The sequence below is a fragment of the Caulobacter sp. SSI4214 genome, assembly GCF_012184455.1.
GTDB classification, from domain to species: Bacteria; Pseudomonadota; Alphaproteobacteria; order Caulobacterales; family Caulobacteraceae; genus Caulobacter; species Caulobacter vibrioides_E.
Window position 1 is genome coordinate 1 of the sequence record NZ_SZWJ01000077.1, and the last position, 20,362, is coordinate 20,362.

General features: G+C 68.2%; 15 protein-coding genes and 2 pseudogenes. 1 reads left to right on the forward strand and 16 read right to left on the reverse strand.

Going from position 1 to position 20,362, the window contains the following annotated elements:
* The 4 genes from FCU40_RS17810 to FCU40_RS17825 form a co-directional block, all read right to left on the reverse strand.
* Positions 1–1,168, reverse strand: a 1,168-nt coding sequence (locus FCU40_RS17810; protein WP_168076724.1) for a polysaccharide biosynthesis protein, incomplete at its 3' end; no start/stop codon positions are given.
* 85 nt (positions 1,169–1,253) lie between these two features.
* On the reverse strand, positions 1,254–2,483 hold the full coding sequence (glp, locus tag FCU40_RS17815; RefSeq protein ID WP_168076726.1) for a gephyrin-like molybdotransferase Glp: 1,230 nt from the start codon (positions 2,481–2,483) through the stop codon (positions 1,254–1,256).
* A gap of 58 nt (positions 2,484–2,541) precedes the next feature.
* Positions 2,542–3,147 carry a DsbA family protein gene (locus FCU40_RS17820; RefSeq protein ID WP_168076730.1) on the reverse strand — a complete coding sequence of 202 codons (606 nt, stop codon included), beginning with the start codon at positions 3,145–3,147 and terminating at the stop codon, positions 2,542–2,544.
* Between the two features lie 35 nt (positions 3,148–3,182).
* Positions 3,183–3,923, reverse strand: a complete 741-nt coding sequence (locus FCU40_RS17825) for an SDR family NAD(P)-dependent oxidoreductase (protein WP_168076744.1) — start codon at positions 3,921–3,923, stop codon at positions 3,183–3,185.
* A gap of 76 nt (positions 3,924–3,999) precedes the next feature.
* Here FCU40_RS17825 and FCU40_RS17830 point away from each other — a divergent pair, with 76 nt between their 5' ends.
* Positions 4,000–4,458 carry a helix-turn-helix domain-containing protein gene (locus FCU40_RS17830; protein WP_168076746.1) on the forward strand — a complete coding sequence of 153 codons (459 nt, stop codon included), beginning with the start codon at positions 4,000–4,002 and terminating at the stop codon, positions 4,456–4,458.
* Between the two features lie 135 nt (positions 4,459–4,593).
* Here FCU40_RS17830 and FCU40_RS17835 read toward each other — a convergent pair whose 3' ends face one another.
* From FCU40_RS17835 to FCU40_RS17885, 12 genes and pseudogenes are all read right to left on the reverse strand, one after another.
* Positions 4,594–6,453, reverse strand: coding sequence for a methyl-accepting chemotaxis protein (locus FCU40_RS17835; RefSeq protein WP_168076748.1), 1,860 nt, complete (start codon positions 6,451–6,453; stop codon positions 4,594–4,596).
* Positions 6,454–6,708: 255 nt separating this feature from the next.
* The gene (locus tag FCU40_RS17840; RefSeq protein ID WP_342672565.1) at positions 6,709–7,068 is read right to left on the reverse strand and encodes a hypothetical protein; all 360 of its coding nucleotides are present in this window, start codon (positions 7,066–7,068) and stop codon (positions 6,709–6,711) included.
* Positions 7,069–7,267: 199 nt separating this feature from the next.
* A complete protein-coding gene (gene nusG / locus FCU40_RS17845; protein WP_004622414.1) occupies positions 7,268–7,825 on the reverse strand; it encodes a transcription termination/antitermination protein NusG in 558 nt (185 codons plus the stop codon).
* A gap of 9 nt (positions 7,826–7,834) precedes the next feature.
* Entirely contained in the window at positions 7,835–8,002 is a 168-nt protein-coding gene (gene secE / locus FCU40_RS23385; RefSeq protein WP_241693638.1) for a preprotein translocase subunit SecE, read from the reverse strand.
* Positions 8,003–8,041: 39 nt separating this feature from the next.
* Positions 8,042–8,302: pseudogene (locus tag FCU40_RS23390) on the reverse strand (biotin/lipoyl-containing protein); the annotation flags it as partial.
* Between the two features lie 59 nt (positions 8,303–8,361).
* The gene (locus tag FCU40_RS17855; RefSeq protein ID WP_168076752.1) at positions 8,362–11,325 is read right to left on the reverse strand and encodes a 2-oxoglutarate dehydrogenase E1 component; all 2,964 of its coding nucleotides are present in this window, start codon (positions 11,323–11,325) and stop codon (positions 8,362–8,364) included.
* 281 nt (positions 11,326–11,606) lie between these two features.
* The gene (gene sucD, locus FCU40_RS17860) at positions 11,607–12,491 is read right to left on the reverse strand and encodes a succinate--CoA ligase subunit alpha (protein ID WP_004619223.1); all 885 of its coding nucleotides are present in this window, start codon (positions 12,489–12,491) and stop codon (positions 11,607–11,609) included.
* Positions 12,492–13,691, reverse strand: coding sequence for an ADP-forming succinate--CoA ligase subunit beta (gene sucC / locus FCU40_RS17865; RefSeq protein ID WP_004619225.1), 1,200 nt, complete (start codon positions 13,689–13,691; stop codon positions 12,492–12,494). It lies immediately after the preceding gene.
* A gap of 238 nt (positions 13,692–13,929) precedes the next feature.
* Positions 13,930–14,283, reverse strand: coding sequence for a DUF559 domain-containing protein (locus tag FCU40_RS17870; RefSeq protein WP_200864131.1), 354 nt, complete (start codon positions 14,281–14,283; stop codon positions 13,930–13,932).
* Between the two features lie 175 nt (positions 14,284–14,458).
* The gene (locus FCU40_RS17875; protein ID WP_168076754.1) at positions 14,459–16,075 is read right to left on the reverse strand and encodes an alpha/beta hydrolase-fold protein; all 1,617 of its coding nucleotides are present in this window, start codon (positions 16,073–16,075) and stop codon (positions 14,459–14,461) included.
* A gap of 71 nt (positions 16,076–16,146) precedes the next feature.
* Positions 16,147–19,509 carry a glycosyltransferase gene (locus FCU40_RS17880; RefSeq protein WP_168076756.1) on the reverse strand — a complete coding sequence of 1,121 codons (3,363 nt, stop codon included), beginning with the start codon at positions 19,507–19,509 and terminating at the stop codon, positions 16,147–16,149.
* 216 nt (positions 19,510–19,725) lie between these two features.
* Positions 19,726–20,362, reverse strand: a pseudogene (locus FCU40_RS17885) (MFS transporter); the annotation flags it as partial.

The window sequence follows — 20,362 nt, forward strand, 5'->3', positions numbered from 1 at the left end:
TGCCCAGCACATTGGTGCGGACGCCCTCGCAGGGGTGGTTCTCCACCAGCGTGACATGCTTCAGCGCCGCAGCGTGGAAGATGATGTCCGGCTTCATCTCCGTGAAGACACGCTGGACGCGGGCGGCGTCGCGGACGTCGCAGAGCGCCTCACGACGCGAGAGGAGCGGGTGCCGCTCGGCGATCTCGTGCTCGATGTGGAACAGGTTGTATTCGGAGGCGTCGACCATGGTCAGATGGGCGCAGCCGCTGGCGGCGATCTGACGGCAGAGCTCGGAACCGATGCTGCCCCCCGCGCCTGTCACCAGCACCCGTCGACCGGACACCAGCGCGCGAACCGGCTCTGGATCCAGTCGGACAGGCGGCCGGCTCAAGAGTTCCTCGATGCTGATCTCGCGCAGCTGGGGGGTGTTGGCCGCCGCGCCCATCTCGACCACGCCGTGGCGGCGCAGCAGGCGCACGCCCTCGGCCTTCAGCCGGCCCAGGCGCTCGGCGCCGAAGGTGCTCATCGCGCTGTCGGTCAGGAACAGGATGGCCGAGGGCGGCAGGCCGCTGTCGCGCAGCCGGGCCAGCACGCTGTCGAAGTCGGCGATGGCGCCCAGCACGCAGACGCCGCGCAGCTCGTCGCCGGTCTCGCGGTCCAGCGGCGAGACGACGCCGATCGGGGCGTAGCGCTCGCCCAGGCCCGCCGGGGCGCGCAGGAAGGCCTCGGCCTCGCTGGTCGAGCCGATGATCAGCAGGCGCGGCAGGGCGGGCAGCATCGCGGCGGGACCCAGGCGCAGGACCGACTCCAGCAGCATCCGCTCATGGCCGCTGCGGCGGATGATGCGCAGCGCCGACAGCAGGGTGGTCTGGAACACGGCGGCGGCGGCCAGGGTGCGCAGGCCGCCGTCGATGCCCGGATGGACGAAGCGGGTGATGGCCATGAAGGTCACGGCCGTCAGCGCCGACGAGCGGAACAGGCGCAGGTGGTCGCTGGCCGACACGAATCGCCAGGGCGCGCGCTCGACGCGGAACACCAGCTCGACGATCAGGGCCGAGACGCCATAGCCGGCCATCTGCACGAAGGCGTCGGGGGTCAGGGGAACGCTGACGACCAGCAGGCGGCCGGCCAGGAACGCCAGCAGGGCCAGCAGGACATGGGTGACGATCTTGCCTGCATGGCCCATGAACGCGCCTTTCGAGCCTAAAAGGTCGGGTCAACCCGGGGGAGTCGTCCCGCCATTAGCACGCTCGCCCCGCGCCGTCGCCCTTTCAGCCGCGACGCAGCGGAAGGATCTCGACGACCGTGTCGGCCAAGACGGCCTCGGCGCCGGCCGGCCGGCGCAGCAGGGCGTCGGCGCGGGCGAAGACGCCGACCATCGAGGAATCCTGGTCGGGGAAGGGCGTCGCCAGGGTCCGTCCCTCGGCGTCGACCGACAGGGCCGCGCGCATCCAGTGCTCGCGCGGTCCGTTGGCGGGCAGGGGCGTCGCCAGGCGCGCGGGGACCAGCCTGACCGTCGGGTCGGCCCCGGTCAGGGTCGCCAGCAGCGGCTTCAGGAACAGCTCGGCGCCGACCATGGCCGAGGCCGGATTGCCGGGCAGGCCCAGCACCGGCTGGCCGCTGGCCAGGCGTCCGAACCAGGTCGGCTTGCCGGGACGCAGGGCGACGGTCTCGACGGCCAGAGACAGGCCCAGCGTCCGCAGGGCCGGCTTGACCAGGTCGTGGTCGCCGACCGAGGCGCCGCCGATGGTGACGATCAGGTCGGCCTCGAGGGACGCCTCATGGGAGACGGCGGCGGCGATGGCGGCCGCGTCGTCGGCCGAGGCGGTCAGGCGGAAGGCTTCGCCGCCCCATTCCTGGATCAGGGCGGCCAGGGCGTAGGAGCCGCTCTCGAAGATCTGGTCCGGGCGCGGCGTCTGGCCGGGCGGGACCAGCTCGTCGCCGGTGGCCAGGATCGCCACGCGCGGCCGGTGGGCGACGGCGACCTCGGCCAGGCCCGCCGAGGCGATCAGCGACAGCCGCCAGGCGTCGATCACCAGACCCTCGGCCAGCAGCGGGTCTCCCGTCTGGAAGTCGCCGCCGGCCGCGCGGATGTTGGCGCGGGGCGCGTCGCCCGCCGCGAAGCGCACGGCGTCGCCGTCGCGCTCGGCCTCTTCCTGCAGGATGACGAGATCGGCGCCGGGCGGGACCGGCGCGCCGGTGAAGATCCGCACCGCCTGGTCGGCCTCGACCCGGTGCGGCCAGGCCCGGCCCGCCGCGCTCTCGCCGACGACCGCGAAGGCCTTGCCGGGCGCGTAGTCGGCGCGGCGGATCGCCCAGCCGTCCATGGCCGAGGCGGCGAACGGCGGCTGGGGACGGTCGGCGACGACGCGCTGGGCCAGGACCCGCCCCAGCGCGTCGGCCAGAGACACGGTTTGGGGCGGCGGGCGGACGATCCCGTCCAGCATCCGGGCGCGGGCGTCCTCGACGGCGAGGCTCTTCAGGCGAGGGTGATCGGTCATGCGCCGCAGTATAGGGACTTTGGTTCGCGAAGGCTTCGGGCGCGTGGACGGGAGCCGATCAGGATCGGCTCAGTTCCGCCTCGACCTGGCCCAGCCGGTCCTTGCCGAAGAACATTTCGTCGCCGACGAAGAAGGTCGGGATGCCGAACACGCCGCGCGCCACGGCGGCCTCGGTGTTGGCGACCAGCTCGGCCTTGACCTCCGCCTCGCCCGTCGCCGCCAGCAGGGCCGCGCCGTCCAGGCCGGCGGCGTCGGCGGCGGCCACGAACACCTCGGGATCGTCGAGCTTGAGGCCGTCCTCCCACATGCCCTTGAGCATGGCCTCCAGATAGGGTGCGCCCACGCCGGCGCGCTGGGCGGCGATCTGGCCGCGCATCATCAGCAGGGTATTGACCGGAAAGTGCGGATTGAAGCGAAAGGCGGTCAGGCCGTGCGCGGCGATGAAGCGGCGCATCTCCAGCATCTCGTAGTCCAGCTTGCCCTTCACGCCGCTGAAGGCCACGCCCGGCGCCTGGTTGCCGGTGGCCTTGAAAATGCCGCCCAGCAGGCACGGGATCAGCTTCACCGACGCCCCGTGGCGGGCGGCGATCGCGGGCAGCGCCTTCCACGCCAGATAGGCGTTCGGACTGCCGAAATCGAAGATGAAGTCCACCGTCTTGCTCATCCGTTCCCTCCTTCGCCCGCGCTCCGGGTCTCCGCCTACCAGCTTTCCGAATAGGGCCGCAGGTCGATCTCGTGGGTCCAGGCCGAGCGCGGCTGATCGTGCAGCCAGACATAGTTGGCGGCGATCTCGGCGGGCTTGAGGATCTCGTCCTTGGCCAGCAGGTCGTCGACATTGTCGCGCATCGACCGGATGAACACCCCGTCGATGGCCCCGTCGACCACCACGTGGGCCACGTGAATGCCCAGGGGGCCCAGCTCCCGCGCCGCGCTCTGGGCCACGGCCCGCAGGCCGGCCTTGGCCGAAGCGAAGGCCGAGAAGCCGTCCTTGCCGCGCAGGCTGGCGCTGGCCCCGGTGAACAGGATCGTGCCCCGTCCGCGCGGAACCATCACTCGCGCCGCCTCTCGCGCGGTCAGGAAGCCGGCGAAACAGGCCATCTCCCAGACCTTGGAGAACACCTGGGCGGTGGTCTCGACCAGGCCGAAGCGCACGTTCGCGCCGATGTTGAAGACCACCACCTCCAGCGGACCGACCTCGGCCTCGATGCGGTCGACCAGGGCGATCATCTCGGCCTCCTGGCGGGCGTCGACGCCGAAGGCGCGCGCGTCCTGGCCCGCGTCGCGCAGCGCGGCGGCCAGGGCCTCCAGCTGGTCCAGATGGCGGGGGCGGCGGGTCATGCACACCGTGTAGCCCTCGGCGGCGAAGGCCCGGGCGATGGCGCCGCCCACCCCGTCGCCGACGCCGACCACCAGGCACGCACCCTTCGTCGTCCGGGTCATCGCCGCCTCCTCCGTTTCGTTGTTCCGCGCGCAAGTTCGTATTGAATCTGTACTGAGTCAAACGCAGAATGGCGGCATGAAGTGGGAAGACCTCGCCGACCAACCCTGCTCGATCTCACGCGCCCTGGCGGTGATCGGCGACCGCTGGACGCTGATGATCCTGCGCGACTGCTTCCTGGGCGTGCGGCGCTTCGAGGCCTTCCAGCAGCGGCTGGGGATCTCGCGGACCATCGTCACCGACCGCCTGCGGACGCTCGTGAACGAGGGGGTGCTGGAGCGGCGCGCCTATCAGCACAACCCCGTCCGCCACGACTATCGCCTGACCGACAAGGGCCGCGACCTGCACCCCGTGGTCATGGCCATCGCCCACTTCGGCGACGCCTATTACGCGGGCGAGGCGGGCCCGCCCGTCCTGCGCCGTCACAAGGCCTGCGGATGCGACTTCCACCCGGTGCAGGTCTGCTCGGAATGCGGCGAACCGATCACCGCCCGCGCGGTCGAGGCGCGGGCGGGGGCCGGGTTCGGGGCGCCTTAGAGCGTGAGGCTGAAAGTGGGAACCGGTTTCAGCTTGTCTCACGCTCTAAGAATTTGATTTAGAGCCTTTTTGACGCCTGAAATCGATTCCAATTTCAGGCTAAAGGCTCTAGACGGGGCCGTCTCGACGCCTCTGTCAGGCGCCGCGGGCGAAGGCGGCGACGCGGTCCTGGCGTTGGGCGACAGTCAGGCCGGCGCCCGGGCGGCTCGCGGAGCCCTGGCGCTGGATCTTGAAGCGCGTCACCAGGCTGGTCAGCTTGCCGGTCTCGACCCGCAGGTTCGAGACGGCGGCGGTGGCTTCTTCGACCATGGCCGCGTTCTGCTGGGTCACCTGGTCCATCTGATTGACGGCGATATTGACCTGGTTGAGGCCGGTCGCCTGCTCCTGCGACGACTGGGCGATCCGCGAGACCAGGCCGTCGATCTCGGCGACCTTGGCGACGATGTCGCTGAGGGCCGTCTCGGTGTCGCCGACCAGCTGGACGCCGCGCGAGACATGGGCGGAGCTGCCGGCGATCAGCGCCTTGATCTCCTTGGCGGCCTCGGCCGAGCGTTGGGCCAGCGCGCGGACCTCCTGGGCGACGACGGCGAAGCCCTTGCCGGCGTCGCCGGCGCGGGCGGCCTCGACCCCGGCGTTCAGGGCCAGCAGGTTGGTCTGGAAGGCGATCTCGTCGATCACCCCGATGATGTTGGTGATCTGGGTCGAGCTCTCCTCGATCTCGACCATGGCCGACACGGCGTCTTGCATCACCTTGCCGGAATTGGCGGCGTCCCGGCGGGCCTGGCTGGCGGCTTCGGAGGCCTGGCGCGCGCCGTCCGCGCTGGCGCGGACCGTGGCCGTGATCTGGTCCAGCGCCGCGGCGGTCTCTTCCAGATTGGCCGCCTGTTGCTCGGTGCGGCGCGACAGGTCGCTGGAGGCGACGGCGATCTCGTCCGAACCGCCGCGAATGCCGCTGGTCGACTCCGAAATGGCGTTCATCGCCGTGCGGAGGCTCTCGACGGCGGCGTTGAAGTCGGCCTTGATCTGGGCGTACTGGCCCTGGAAGTCGGCGTCGATCTGGGCGGTCAGATCGCCTTCCGCCAGGCGGCTGAGGCTGCCGGCCAGGGCCTTGACGACCATGGCCTGCTCGGCCGCGTTGGCGCGGCGCTGTTCCTCGGCCTGGCCGTTGGCGAGGTCGGCCTCGGCCTTCAGGCGCTCGGCGTCGGCGGCCAGCGCCCGGGCCCTAAGCCCATTGTCCTTGAACACCTGGACCGCGCCGGCCATCAGCCCGACCTCGTCACGGCGCCCTTGGCCCGTGACCCGGACGTCGAGATCGCCGTCGGCCAGACGCCGCATGTCGTTGGCCAGGGCGGTCAACGGACGGGTGATGGCGGCGCGCGACATCCAGAGGGCGGCGCCGACGCCGGCCGCCACGCCCAGGCCGGCGAGGATCAGCAGGTTGCGGGCGGTCCGGCCCGCGCCCGCCGTGAGGTCGTCGGAGGCGCGCGCCATGTCCGTGACGCCCCGATCGACCAGCGCGCTGTTGGCCTTGCTGTAGTCCGACACCATCGGACGCGCCAGCTTCATGGCCTCTCTCGCCTCGGCCTCGCGTCCCTGGCCGCTGAGCTGGACCACGTTGTCCAGCGCGGCCGTCACCTTGTCCAGATCGCGTCTCAGGACCGCGAGTTCGGACGCGTAGTCCGGCAGGCCTCGCGCCGCCTTGTCGATATAGCCGTAGGTCTTGGCCTTGGCGGCCTGGTAATTGGCGGTCTCCTCGGCGACCGACTTGGGATCCGAGGCGATGATGCCCATCGCCGCCGAATAGCTCATCTGGCTGACGGAGCGGTTGACCCGCTGTAGCGACGATTGGGCCTTCGCCCGCACGTCGGTGAGGTTGGAATAGGCCGCGTCCACCGACATGATCCGCAGGGCGCCGTAGCCGGCCACCGCGACGCAGATCAAGCCGAGGAAAAGGACGAGGACCGCGATCTTCGTGCTGATCTTGAGGTTATTCAAAGCGCTCTCGGCTCCCGGAAAGCAGCCGTCTCGCTCGATTTCGCGAGTCGGCGCGGCGTTCGACATGAGACAAACCTGGATTTGACCGGGTTAAAAATCCTTTACGTCATCAAATGATATCTTATTGGGAGTTGGAAACTCATATTCCTGAATGGATTTGTTCGCGATGATATTTACCTGAGTGCTTTAGACGTGGGAAAAGTATTCGCGAGGACTGATTTTCGCGTTCCTGGATGATGCGACGTAATGTCTTCGCTATCGCCGCTTCATCTTGGCCAGGGCCGCGCGCATGGCCTGGGCCTGCGCGGCGGGCGGCTTGCTCTCGGCCGCCGCCACGATCGGACCGGTCGCCGCTTCCAGCCGCTCGAAAGCCTCCGCGGCGGGCGGGGGCGCGCCCTTTCGCGCCGGGACCAGCATCGCCACCTTGCGCGCGGCGGCCGCCATCTGGCCGCACACGCGCGCCTTGTCGCGGGCCTTGGCGATCAGGGCCGGATCGTCGCTCTGCTCGATCAGGGCCCAGGCGGCGTCGAGCGCGGCCATCATCCGGGCCTGCAGGTCGGCGCACCAGGCGGCGGGGGAGGGGGCGGTTGGGGTCTGGCTCATGAGGTCAAGCATGAGGCCGCGCGGCGAAGCGAGGATAAGAAACGGGTGTTTTTTGTCTAAGGCGTTGTTTTCGCGGGCCTAGACGCCAGAAAGCACGGGCGTTCGCGGTCCCGAGGCGGAGGGGCTGTGGATAACTTCGCCGAGACGCAAAACAAAAAACCCCGCGTCTCGCGACGCGGGGCCTTTGGAAATCCGAACCGTTCGAGACGGATCAGCTGATCTTTTCGACCTGGGCGTATTCCAGCTCGACCGGGGTGGCGCGGCCGAAGATCGAGACCGTGACCCGCAGGCGGGCCTTTTCCTCGTCGACCTGCTCGACCGAGCCGTTGAAGCTGGCGAACGGGCCGTCGATGACGCGGACGTTCTCGCCGACCTCGTACAGCACCACGGCCTTCGGGGCGGCGACGCCTTCCTCGATCGTGCCGATGATGCGCTGGACTTCCTTTTCGGAGACCGGCATCGGCTTGGAGCCGCTGCCCAGGAAGCCCGTGACCTTCGGGGTGTTCTTGATCAGGTGGTAGGCCTCGTCCGAGAGGTTCATCTTCACCAGGACATAGCCCGGGAAGAACTTGCGCTCGGCGTTGATCTTGCGGCCGCGGCGGATCTCGACGACCTCTTCGGTCGGGACCAGGATCTCGGAGAAGTTCTCCTCGAGGCCCTGGTTCTTGGCCTGCTCGCGGATGCTCTCGGCCACCTTCTTCTCGAAGTTCGAGTAGGCGTGGACGATGTACCACTTGTGGTTCGGGTTGGACGCGGTTTCGGTGCTCATCGTCTTATCTTATCCCGCGGTGGCCAGCTTCAGAAGCTGGGTCGTGGCCAGGCCCAGGCCGCCGTCGATCGCGGCGAAGAACAGCGACGCCATCACGACCATGATGAAGACCATCACCGAGGTGATCCAGGTTTCCTTGCGGCTGGTCCAGGTGATCTTGCGGGTCTCGGCGCGCACCTCGCGGAAGAACTGGACCGGGCTGACGCGCTTCTTCGGAGCGGCGGGAGCGGCGGCGGCGGTCGCGCCTTCGCTCACCACGCCCAGGACCGTGCCCGGAACGACCGTCGCGCCTTCGGCCGCGCCGATGGCCGACAGCACGCCGTCCGCCGGCGAGGCGACTTCCAGCGAAACCTTGTCGGTTTCCAGCTCGACGAGGATCTCGTCCTTCTTCACGGCCTCCCCGACCTTCTTGGTCCAGCGGGCGACCGTCGCTTCCGTGACGGATTCGCCGAGGGCGGGGGTATTGATGTCGGCCATGGGGCTTTCCGAGTTCTCTTGTTTCGTCCGGCGGGTTTCTTAGGGGCGAGGCGCGACGCTTACGCGAACGCCTCGTTGAGGAAGGTCTCGAGCTCTTTCAGGTGGCGGCTCATCAGGCCGGCGGCCGTCGAGGCCGAGGCCGGACGACCGACGTAGCGCGCGCGCTTGGCCTTGATGTCCAGCTTGTCCAGCGTCAGCTCCAGCCACGGATCGACGAAGGTCCAGCCGCCCATGTTCTTCGGCTCTTCCTGGCACCAGACCAGGTCGGCGTTCTTGAACCGGTTGAGCACGTTCATCAGCGACTTCATCGGCCACGGATAGAACTGCTCCAGACGCAGCAGATAGACGTCGTCGCGGCCGGTCTTGGCGCGCTGGTCGACCAGGTCGAAATAGACCTTGCCCGAGCAGATGATGACGCGCTTGATTTGATCGTCGCTCTTCAGCGTGATCCCGCCGACGTCGCAGCCGGCCTCGGCGCCGTCCACCATCACGCGGTGGAAGCCCGACCCTTCCGTGAAGTCCGAGAGGTTCGAGACGGCGCGCTTGTGGCGCAGCAGGCTCTTGGGCGCCATCACGATCAGCGGCTTGCGGAACTCGCGGTGCATCTGGCGACGCAGGGCGTGGAAGTAGTTGGCCGGGGTGGTGCAGTTCAGCACCTGCATGTTGTCCTCGGCGCACAGCTGCAGGAAGCGCTCGAGGCGCGCCGAGCTGTGTTCCGGACCCTGGCCTTCGTAGCCGTGCGGCAGCAGCATGACGAGGCCGCTCATCCGCAGCCACTTGCGTTCGCCCGAGCTGATGAACTGGTCGATCACCACCTGGGCGCCGTTCACGAAGTCGCCGAACTGGCCTTCCCACAGGGTCAGGGTGTTCGGGTCGGCCAGCGAGAAGCCGTACTCGAAGCCCAGCACCGCCTCTTCCGACAGGGCCGAGTCGATGACCTCGTAATTGGCCTGGCCCGGGCGAATGTTGTTCAGCGGCGTGTAGTGTTCCTCGGTCTTCTGGTCGATGATGTCCGAGTGGCGCTGGGTGAAGGTGCCGCGCACCGAGTCCTGGCCCGACAGGCGGACCGGGTAGCCCTCGTCGAGCAGGGTGGCGAAGGCCAGGTGTTCGGCGGCGCCCCAGTCGATGCCCTCGCCCTTTTCGAACGCGTCGCGGCGGTTCTCGATCGCGCGGCGGACGGTCTTGTGGGCGTCGATGCGCTCGGGGATCGTCGTGATCAGACGGCCCAGCTCCAGCAGGCGGGTCTTGGGGAACGCGGTCTTGCCGCGACGGTCCTCGTCGCCCGGCAGGGTCAGGCCCGCCCACTTGCCGTCCAGCCAGTCGGCCTTGTTAGCCTTGTAGGTCTTGCCGGCCTCGAACTCGGCGTCGAGGAACTTCTCGAACTCCGAAACCCAGCCATCGCTCTCGGCCTGGGTGATGACGCCCTCGGCGACCAGGCGGTTCGAATAGAGTTCGCGCGTCGGGGGGTGACCCTTGATCTTCGCGTACATCAGCGGCGACGTCATGGTCGGATCGTCGCCTTCGTTGTGGCCGAAGCGACGGTAGCAGACCATGTCGACCACCACGTCCTTGCCGAACTTCTGGCGATACTCGGTGGCCACCTTCGAGGCGAACACCACTGCCTCGGGGTCGTCGCCGTTGACGTGGAAGATCGGGGCCTCGACCATCAGCGCCATGTCGCTGGGATAGGGCGAGCTGCGCGAATAGCGCGGGCTGGTGGTGAAGCCGATCTGGTTGTTGACGATGAAGTGGATGGTGCCGCCCGTGCGGTAGCCCTTCAGGCCCGACAGGGTGAAGCACTCGGCCACGACGCCCTGGCCGGCGAAGGCGGCGTCGCCGTGCAGCAGCAGCGGCAGCACGTGGCCGCGCCCCGCGTCCGGCGTCTCGCGCAGCAGGAAGGCCTGCTTGGCGCGCGCCTTGCCGATCACGACCGGATTGACGATTTCCAGGTGCGACGGGTTCGCCGTCAGCGACAGGTGGACCTTGTTGTCGTCGAACTCACGGTCCGACGAGGCGCCCATGTGATACTTCACGTCGCCCGAGCCCTCGACGTCGGACGGCACCGACGAACCGCCTTGGAACTCGTGGAAGATCACGTGGTAGGGCTTGCCCATCACGGCGGCCAGCACGTTCAGGCGGCCGCGGTGCGGCATCCCCAGGACGATGTCCTTCACGCCCAGGGCGCCGCCGCGCTTGATGATCTGCTCCATGGCCGGGACCATGGCCTCGCCGCCGTCCAGGCCGAAGCGCTTGGTGCCGGGGAAGCGCTTGTGCAGGAACTTCTCGAAGCCCTCGGCCTCGATCAGCTTCTTCAGGATGGCGACCTTGCCCTCCTTGGAGAAGGTGATCTCCTTGTCGCGCCCCTCGATCCGCTCCTGCAGCCAGGCCTTCTCGGCCGGATCGGAGATGTGCATGTACTGCACGCCGACATTGCCGCAGTAGGTGCGGCGCAGGATCGACAGGATCTCGCGGATCGTGGAGGTCTCCAGGCCCAGCACGAAGTCGAGGAAGATCGGGCGGTCATAGTCGGCTTCCGAGAAGCCGTAGCTGGCCGGGTCCAGCTCGCTGGCGTCCTTGGGCGGATCCAGGCCCAGCGGGTCGAGATTGGCGGCCAGGTGCCCGCGCATCCGATAGGCGCGGATCATCATGATGGCGCGCAGGCTGTCCAGCGTGGCGGCGCGGACGGCCTCGGCGTTGGCGCCGGGAGCCTTGGTCTCGATGGCCTTGGCGACCTTGGCCTCGACGGCGGGGGCGACGCTGGCCCATTGACCGTCCAGGGCCGACAGCCAATCCGGACGCGCGGTCGGGACCTTGCGGGGCGTCCAGGCGGGATCCTGGGCGGCGCGCTTAACCTGGTCGGCCTGCTCGGCGAGACTGGAGAAGAAGGCGTTCCACGAGGGCTCGACCGACCCGGGGTTCTCCGCCCACTGGGCGTAGAGGTCTTCCACGAACGCGGCGTTGGCGCCGTAGAGGAAGCTGGTCTCGGTCAAGACCTGGTTGATAATGCCTGCGTCGTCCGCCATCGCTGTTCGCCTCAAAGCCTGATCGTTTCGGACCCATCCGAAAAGGATAACAGGCTCGTTCTTTTTGAGGAGAGTGTGGCGGTCGCCGAAACCGGCTTCCACGTTCGACCGCCACGCTCTCGATCCAAAGGTTCACGAGCCCATACCCAAGGCCCGTAAATATAGTCTCTCAATCACCCGAGCGCCCGTCGATCGGCGGGGCCCAGGTGATTTTTTCGGATCGTCGACTGGCGGTCGCAAAAAACCTGGGCCCCGCGCGAGGCGGGGTTTCGGTGTCTAGTTTAGCCCTTGAGGACTTCCAGCAGGGTTTCGCCCAGCTTGGCCGGCGACGGCGAGACGCGGATGCCCGCGCTCTCCATGGCCGCGATCTTGTCCTCGGCGCCGCCCTTGCCGCCCGAGACGATGGCGCCGGCGTGGCCCATGTGGCGGCCGGGAGGCGCCGTGCGGCCGGCGATGAAGCCGACCATCGGCTTCTTGCGGCCGCGCTTGGCTTCGTCCTTCAGGAACTGAGCCGCGTCCTCTTCGGCCGAGCCGCCGATCTCGCCGATCATGACGATCGACTTGGTGGCTTCGTCGGCCAGGAACATTTCCAGGACGTCGATGAACTCGGTGCCCTTGACCGGGTCGCCGCCGATGCCGACGGCCGTCGTCTGGCCCAGGCCCGCGTTGGTGGTCTGGAACACGGCTTCATAGGTCAGGGTGCCCGAGCGCGACACGACGCCGACCGAGCCTTCCGAGAAGATCGAACCCGGCATGATGCCGATCTTGCACTGGTTCGGCGTCAGGACGCCGGGGCAGTTCGGGCCGATCAGGCGCGACTTGGAGCCCTGCAGGGCCTTCTTGACCTTGACCATGTCCAGCACCGGGATGCCCTCGGTGATGCAGACGATCAGCGGGATCTCGGCCTCGATGGCCTCCAGGATCGAGTCGGCCGCGAAGGGCGGCGGGACGTAGATCACCGAGGCGTCGGCGCCGGTGCGGTCCTTGGCTTCGGCGACGGTGTCGAACACCGGCAGGCCGATGTGCGTCTGGCCGCCCTTGCCGGGCGTGACGCCGCCGACCATCTGGGTGCCGTAGGCGATGGCCTGCTCGGTGTGGAACGTGCCTTGAGCGCCGGTGATGCCCTGGCAGATGACCTTGGTGTGGGAACCGATCAGAACCGACATTTAGCGGGCGCCCTTCACAGCGGCGACGATCTTCTCGGCGCCGTCAGACAGATCGTTGGCGGCGATGACGTTCAGGCCGCTTTCCGAGATGATTTTCTTGCCGAGTTCGACGTTGGTGCCTTCCAAACGGACGACCAGCGGAACCTTCAGACCGACTTCCTTCACGGCGGCGATGACGCCTTCCGCGATGATGTCGCAGCGCATGATGCCGCCGAAGATGTTGACCAGGATGCCCTTCACGGCCGGATCGGCGGTGATGATCTTGAAGGCCGCGGTGACCTTCTCCTTGCTGGCGCCGCCGCCTACATCGAGGAAGTTGGCCGGCTCGGCGCCGTACAGCTTGATGATGTCCATGGTGGCCATGGCCAGGCCGGCGCCGTTGACCATGCAGCCGATCTCGCCGTCCAGGGCGATGTAGGCCAGGTCGTACTTGCTGGCTTCGATTTCCTTGGGGTCTTCCTCGGTCTCGTCGCGCAGCGCCTTGATGTCCGGATGGCGGAACAGGCTGTTGCCGTCGAACGACAGCTTGGCGTCGAGGACGCGCAGGTGATCATCCGCCGTCACGATCAGCGGGTTGATCTCCAGCATGGCCATGTCCTTGGCCATGAACGCCGTATAGAGCTGGGTCAGCAGCGAGGCGGCTTCCTTGGCCAGGCCGCCGGTCAGGCCAAGAGCCTTGGCCAGGGCGCGCTGGTGGGTCGGCCACACGCCCGTCGCCGGGTCGATGGTGAAGGTGTGGATCTTCTCGGGCGTCGAGTGGGCGACGTCCTCGATGTCCATGCCGCCTTCGGTCGAGGCGACGACCGAGACCTTGCTCGAGGCGCGGTCGACCAGCAGCGACAGGTAGAATTCCTTGGCGATCGCCGCGCCTTCTTCGATGTAGAGGCGGTTGACCTGCTTGCCCTTGGGGCCCGTCTGGTGGGTCACCAGCACGCGGCCGAGCATTTCCTCGGCGTTGGCGCGGACCTCCTCGACCGACTTGACGACGCGCACGCCGCCCTTGGCGTCGGGGCCGAGGCCCTCGAACTTACCCTTGCCGCGGCCGCCGGCGTGGATCTGGCTCTTCACGACGAAGACCGGCGTGCCGAGCTTCTCGGCGGCGGCGGCGGCTTCATCGGGCGTGAAGGCGGCGAAGCCGCGCGGCACGGGGGCGCCGAACTCGGCGAGTACGGCTTTGGCTTGATGTTCGTGGATGTTCATGAGGGCCCGGTCTCGACGACGGCTTTCTGAAATGTGGCCGGGTTATAGGAGCGCTATTTCGCAGGCGCAACCGCGTGAAGACGATAAGGTGAAGGCTTGCGCGCTTATCTTGTCCAACGAGACACCCAGACCCAGCATCTGCACGGTTCCGGCACGTGAAGCCTTTGACGCTACGGAATTGTTACCGGTAACCCTTTTGAGCCACCGGACAGCGATCGGCCCGTGGCGGAAATCACGCCTACCGTCGAGGCTCGGCGCGCCGCCAGAGCCCTTCCCCTTGATGGGGAAGGGTTGGGATGGGGTGACGCTGAATTTCCGCCGCGACACGCTCGGCCACGGCGTAAGGGTTGCCGAACGCTTCTCCATCGCGAACGCGTAAAACCCGATAGCCTTGGCTCACAAGCCAAGCATCACGCTCGGCATCGTGACGCCGAGCCTCGGGATGGTCGTGCCAACCGCTATCGACTTCGATAACCAAACGTGCGCCGTGATGAACAAAGTCGGCGACGTAGGGTCCGATCGGCGCTTGGCGACGGATATGAAGATCGAGTGCGCGAAGGGCCTTCCAGAGAACCTTCTCGCTGACGGTCATCGCATTGCGAAGACGGCGAGCGCGCTTGACGGCGCCCGGTGCGTGCCTAGGTCTTGGGGCTCTTTCGGACATGCTGTCACCCCATCCCCAACCCTTCCCCATCAAAGGGGAAGGGAGACAATAAAGCAACCTTTAGTTGATATTAAATTGCCCCGTGCTTGGCGCATCAAGCGGCTCACGGCCCGGCTGGCGCGGGCGGTTTCGAGCCCGGCCGGGCGACGGCGTACATTTCCCAGGCGATCTGGCGCATCAGCGCCTGGCGGTCGTCGCCGACGGCATAGATGTCGAAGTGGGTCTTGTCCGGCAGGTAGCGGAAGTCGGTCTTGGCCCCGAGCCCCTTCATGACGGCCTCCAGGCGATGGGCCGCGCCGTCCAGATAGAAGGTGTCGGCGGTTCCGACGATCAGATGCACCTTGCCGTCCAGATCCGGCTTCAGCGCCGGCCAGTTGGCCTTGAGCCTGGCCGCGATGTCGTAGTGCTGGCTCCAGTAGGCCACGACGGCGGGATCGACCGCGCCGGTCGCCCGGTCGAACATCGGCAGCGGCCGGCCGTCGGGTCCGCGCGGCGAGAACACCCAGTCGAACGAGCGCATCTGGCCGCCATACTCGCCCAGGGCCTCCTCCATGGCGGTGGAGTCGCGCATCGTCGCGAGGACCTTGGCGTGGTCGCGGGCGATCGGCAGGGCCGAACCGTCGCGGCCAAAATAGAGATTGGCCCCCGGCGCGTAGAGGTCGACGCCCGTGAAGTCGTGGAAGTCGCTGGGGTCCGGCGAGGTCGACCAGGTTCCGCCGAACACCTTCGGATAGCGGGTCTGCAGCCACAGCGTCGCCCAGCCGCCCGACGAGTGGCCGTTCAGGAACCGCCCATTGACCGTGGCGTCCATGCGCCAATGCTTTTCGAGGTCGGGGATCAGCTCTTGCGTCAGGGCCTGCCCCCAGGGGCCGTTGTTGACGCTGTCGGCGAACTCGTGCGTGCCGGTGGCGCTGCTCTCGTCCAGATAGACCCAAATCATCGGCGGAGCCGTCTTCTTGGCCATCGCCTCGTACATGCGCGCGGCCTGGCCGACGAGGTAGGGCGCCGTCCCGCCAAAGCCATGCGTGTAGTAGGCCGTCGGATAGCGATCCTGGCCGGACTCGTAGCCCGGCGGGGTCAGGACCCAGCCCTTCATGGTGATCGGCCGCCCCCAGAAGGCGCTGAGCGACGGGCTGACGAAGTCGATCGCCGTCAGATGGGGCCTGGCCGCCGCGACGCGTTCCGCCGTCCCCTTGGGCGCGTCGGCCGGAGGATTGAAGGGATCGAAGGCCGGCTCGACCTTGTCCAGCACCAGCGTCGTTCCCGCCGCCAGGGGCAGGGTCAGGGTCGCGACAGGGCTGATCAGGTCGCCCTCGCCCCGGCCGTTGTAGTTGTAGCTGTGGTTCTGATCGAGCACGGCCTGGATCGCGTACTCGCCCGGCGGCAGTAGCGAGAAGGCTTGCGGCGCGGCGATCCCGTCCAGGTCGATGTCGATGGTCGCGCCGGCCCGGACCGTTCCGACCTCGCGCGCCGACACGTGGCCCTTGTGCTCCGCGAACGGATCGACGTCGACGGACTCGATGACGCCGCCCTTGGCGTCGGCCTTCGCCGTGGCCAGCGGCTGGGCGAAAACCAGCAGGCGACCCGACACGGCGCCCTCGATCCGGGGCCCGACCTGAACCCTCAGGATCGGATGGGCGTCCTCGGCCCGAGCGGCGCCGCCGCCCAGCGCCAAGCCGCAAGCCGCCAGCAGCGCCGTCGCCGCGATCATTCCTCGCATATTCGCCCTCCCCCGAAATCGGAGGCAGGCTATCGCACGCTGGTTCGGAGGCAAGCCCCGGCGGAACGCGGTTATCCGCCGGCCTTCACCGAGACAGAGCCGCGACGCTCCAGCTTGCCCCAGCCGACGCGGCCGCCCCGGATGGCCATGACCACCGATTTGACGACCACGTAGTACATCAGCTGGCGATAGCCGAACCGCTGCACGGGCAGGAACGGCAGGTCCGACCACGGCGCGCGCTTTTCCAGGATCATGCCCAGGGCGCCGGCCGACAGGTCGACGCCGATGAACACCGCCCAGTAGACCAGGCCCAGGATCAGGTCGTCCGGACGCCACTCCACCGGGTGGGCGACGGCGGCGTAGACGCTGCTGATCAGACTCCAGACCACGCCCAGATCGACCAGCGGCGCGGCGACGGCGAGGATGATCTGGAACAGCCAGATCTGCGGCAGGGCCACGAAGCCCAGGACCGGCGTCTTGGTGTTGAACATCGCCTTGCGGTGCTTCCACACGCACTGCAGCGTGCCGAACGACCAGCGGAAGCGTTGCTTCAGAAGGCCGCCGACCGTGTCCGGCGCCTCGGTATAGGCGCGGGCGTCGGGGTCGAAGGCCACCTTCCAGCCGGCGCGCTGGCAGGCGATGGTCAGATCCTGGTCCTCGGCCAGGGTGTCGGCCGGATAGCCGCCCAGGGCGTCGAGCACGCTCTTGCGCCACGCGCCCACGGCGCCCGGCACCACGGTGACCGCGCCGAGCGCCGCCAGCGCCCGACGCTCCAGGTTCTGGGCGGTGACATATTCCAGCGCCTGCCAGCGGGTGACGACATTGACCCGGTTGCCGACGATGGCGTTGCCGGCCACCGCGCCGATGTCCTCGTCCTGGAACCAGCGGGCCAGGCGGCCGATGGTTTCCGGGGGGAACAGGGTGTCGGCGTCCAGGGCCACGACGTACTCGCCCTTGGCCACGGCCAGGCCGCGGTTCACGGCCCGCGCCTTGCCGCCGTTCTCGAACGACAGCAGCGTCACGCGCGGATCGTTGGCGAAGTGGGCGCGCACCTCGTCGGCCGTGCGGTCCTTGGAGCCGTCGTCCAGAACCAGCACCTCGAGGTTCTTCCACTTCGACTCCAGGATCCGCGCCACCGAGGCGGCGATCACCTTCTCCTCGTTGAAGCAGGGGATCAGCACGCTGACCAACGGACCGTTGTCCGGGTCGAGATCGGCGGGCTCGTCGTGGGTCCAGAAGCGGTGAACCAGGGCCAGGCTGGCCAGGAACACCAGCCGCGCGACGCCCAGGAAGATCGCGGTGATGAACAGCCCCGTCATGATCTTCTGGAACCCGCGGAAGAAGTCGAAGCCGAGGCGGTCCAGCGCTAGGTCGAGCGCGGTGCGCGAGGTCTTCGGCATGGTCTGCTCGGGCGTCAGGCCCGCCAGCTCGCCGATCGTCACCAGGCGGTAGCCGCGCGCGCGGATGGCGTCGATCAGGCCGGGCAGCGCCTGGACCGTATGGCTGCGATCGCCGCCCGCGTCGTGCAGCAGCACGACCTGGCCGGGCCGGTTTCCGGGATTGTCCAGCCGGTCCAGCGCGCGGTCGATGATCTGCTGGGGCGAGGGCTTTTGCCAGTCGTCGGTATCGATCCGCAGGCCGACGGTCATGTAGCCCAGGGTCTGGGCGATCACCAGCGGCGCCACCTCGTGCGGGGTCGACGGCTCGGCGTCCCCGAAGAACGGCGGGCGGAACAGACGCATCGAGCGCCCGGTCAGCACCTCGAACAGGCGCTGGGTGGCGTTCAGCTCGACCTGGACCTGCGGCAGGGGCGTTTCGGCGATGTTGGGGTGGGTCCAGCTGTGGCCGCCGACATTGTGGCCCTCGGCCACCTCGCGCTGCACCAGGTCCGGACGCCTTTGCATGTTCTGGCCGATCACGAAGAACGTGGCCGGGGCGTGCTTGGCCTTCAGGATGTCGAGGATCTTGGGCGTCCAGCGGCCGTCGGGGCCGTCGTCGAAGGTCAGGGCGACCAGGCCCTTCTTCTGGCCATAGCGCTCGATCACGTAGCTGGACGGAATGACGTCGTAGCTCTCGCCCGAGATCAGGCCGGTCTGGTGATCGAACTCCATGCTGCGCTTGCCCGGGGTGGGCAGCGAGGCCACGCGCAGCACCTCGCCGCCGCCGTCGAAGTCGACGCCCTGGCCGTTGGCCAGGGTGGTCAGCCCGCTCGCCGAGATCTGGCCATAGGGCTTGCCCAGCAGGGTCCAGACGCCGGGATCTTCCATGCCCATGCGCCACAGGCCATATCCGCGCGGCTTCCAGGCGTCGGTGACCTTGATCTGGTTGAACAGCGTCACCGCGTCCAGGAACCAGACGACGTGGTTGTCGCCGTTGTCGTCGGTATAGCTGTAGGTCGGATTCAGGGTCTCCGGATCCATGCGGATCGTGGCGCCGGCGTCCTGGGCGTTGCGCATCGCCTCGTGGAAGGTGGCCGGCGCGCCGGACGCGCGCGTGCCGTCCTTCTTCAGCGTCCAGTCATAGCCATAGGCGCCCAGGGCCAGGACCGAGCGGTTCGGATCCAGCGAGGCGAAGCGCTGGGCCAGCTCGCGCTCGTACCAGTCCTGACCGGCGTTCGGGCCGGGGTCGCCCAGCGCGTAGTGCTGGTCGTAGGCCATCAGCACCAGGGTGTCGGACGCCTGCTCCAGACGCTTCAGCGGCCAGCCCTCCTCGTCGAAGGGCGCGGTCACCCAGACCTCGCGGTCGGTCCCGGCGAAGGCGGCGCGGGCCTCCTCGAGGAACTTCGGATAGGCGGCCAGGCCCTTGGGGCCCAGGGCTTCGAAGTCGAAGACATAGCCGCCGTAGCCGCGCTGGGCGGCCAGGTCCTTGAGGTTGGCGATCAGCTTGGCCCGGGCGGCGGGATTGACCAGCAGGGCGTCGCCCATCGGCCCGTTGAACGCGGCGTTGGCCGAGTTGTGGACCAGCGGCAGCACGGCCGGCGGCTTGGGCGCATTGGCGATGCGCGCCGCGCCTTCGGGGTCGTCGACGATATTGATGTCGCCGCCCGAACCGTTGATGGCGATCCACTGGGGCGAGATCACGTCCAGCTTGTCGACGTTGCGGCGCAGGGACTCGCGGCTATCCTCGTCCCAGGGCACGTAGAAGCCGACCGACAGCGCCTTGGCGCCGGTGGCCGTGGTCTCGTCCTTGGGCCGCGGCACGTGGCGCCAGGTCTTGGCGACCTTGGTCTTTCGCGGCGTCTCCTGGTGCAGCGACGTCAGGACATGAGGGTCCTTCAGCGGCGCGTCGGGCAGGCGCGGAGCGAAGGCCAGGGTGGCGACGAAGCCGGCCACGATCGCGGCGACGGCCGAGATGAAGACGCCCAGCACCAGCTTGGCGCGCCGCTCACGCTTGCCCGTGGGGTCGTGGAAGATATGGCGGTCGTCGGGAGTCATGGTCGGGAGTCGCTCGGCCTGGAGCCTGTCCGCTTCAAATGGACTCATTCGAAGCGGATGAACAGGCTCGGAATCATAAGGTTGGAGCGTGACGCCCGCCGAAACCGCTCACACTTTCGGCGATCACGCTCCAGTTCGCGGCTCTTGATACCCGAAATTGACGGAAGCGTGGCGCATTCTATCGGACCGCGTCGCGCGGATCCTCCGTCCGCGCCCCTACTCGACCCAGTCGCGCGCCAGACGCCGCGAGGCCAGCAGGAAAAGCAGCGCCGCCAGCAGGTAGAAGCCCATGCCGGTATAGATCGCCCAGCGCAGCGATTCCGCGCCGAAGGTCGGCTTGAGCAGATCCGAGACCAGGCCGAAATAATAGACGCCGACGGCGATCCCCAGGAGGTTGTTGATCAGCAGGAACAGCGCCGAGGCCGTGGTCCGCATCGGGGCGGGAGCCAGGTGCTGGACGGCCGCGGTGATGGGCCCCAGCCAGGTCAGGTTCAGACCCGTGGGGATCAGGAAGATCACGAAGGCCACGGCGAGCGCGGCCTGCCCGCCCAGCCCCCCGACCAGGGCGCCGCTGTTCATGGCGAGCAGGAAGCAGGGCACGGAGATCACGAAGGCCACGGCGGGGGTCAGGGGATAGGCGCCCTTGGACTTGGCCCCCAGCCTGTCGGCCATGGCGCCGCCCAGCCAGATGCCTAGCAGACCGCCGATGAAGGCGATGCCCGAATAGTACCAGGCGGTCTGCGCCAGAGTCAGGCCCAGGCTCCGGATGAAGAACGACGGCAGCCAGGCCGCCACGCCATAGCCGCAGACGGACGAGGAGGCCGCGCCCAGGGCCAGCAGCCAGAAGCTGGGC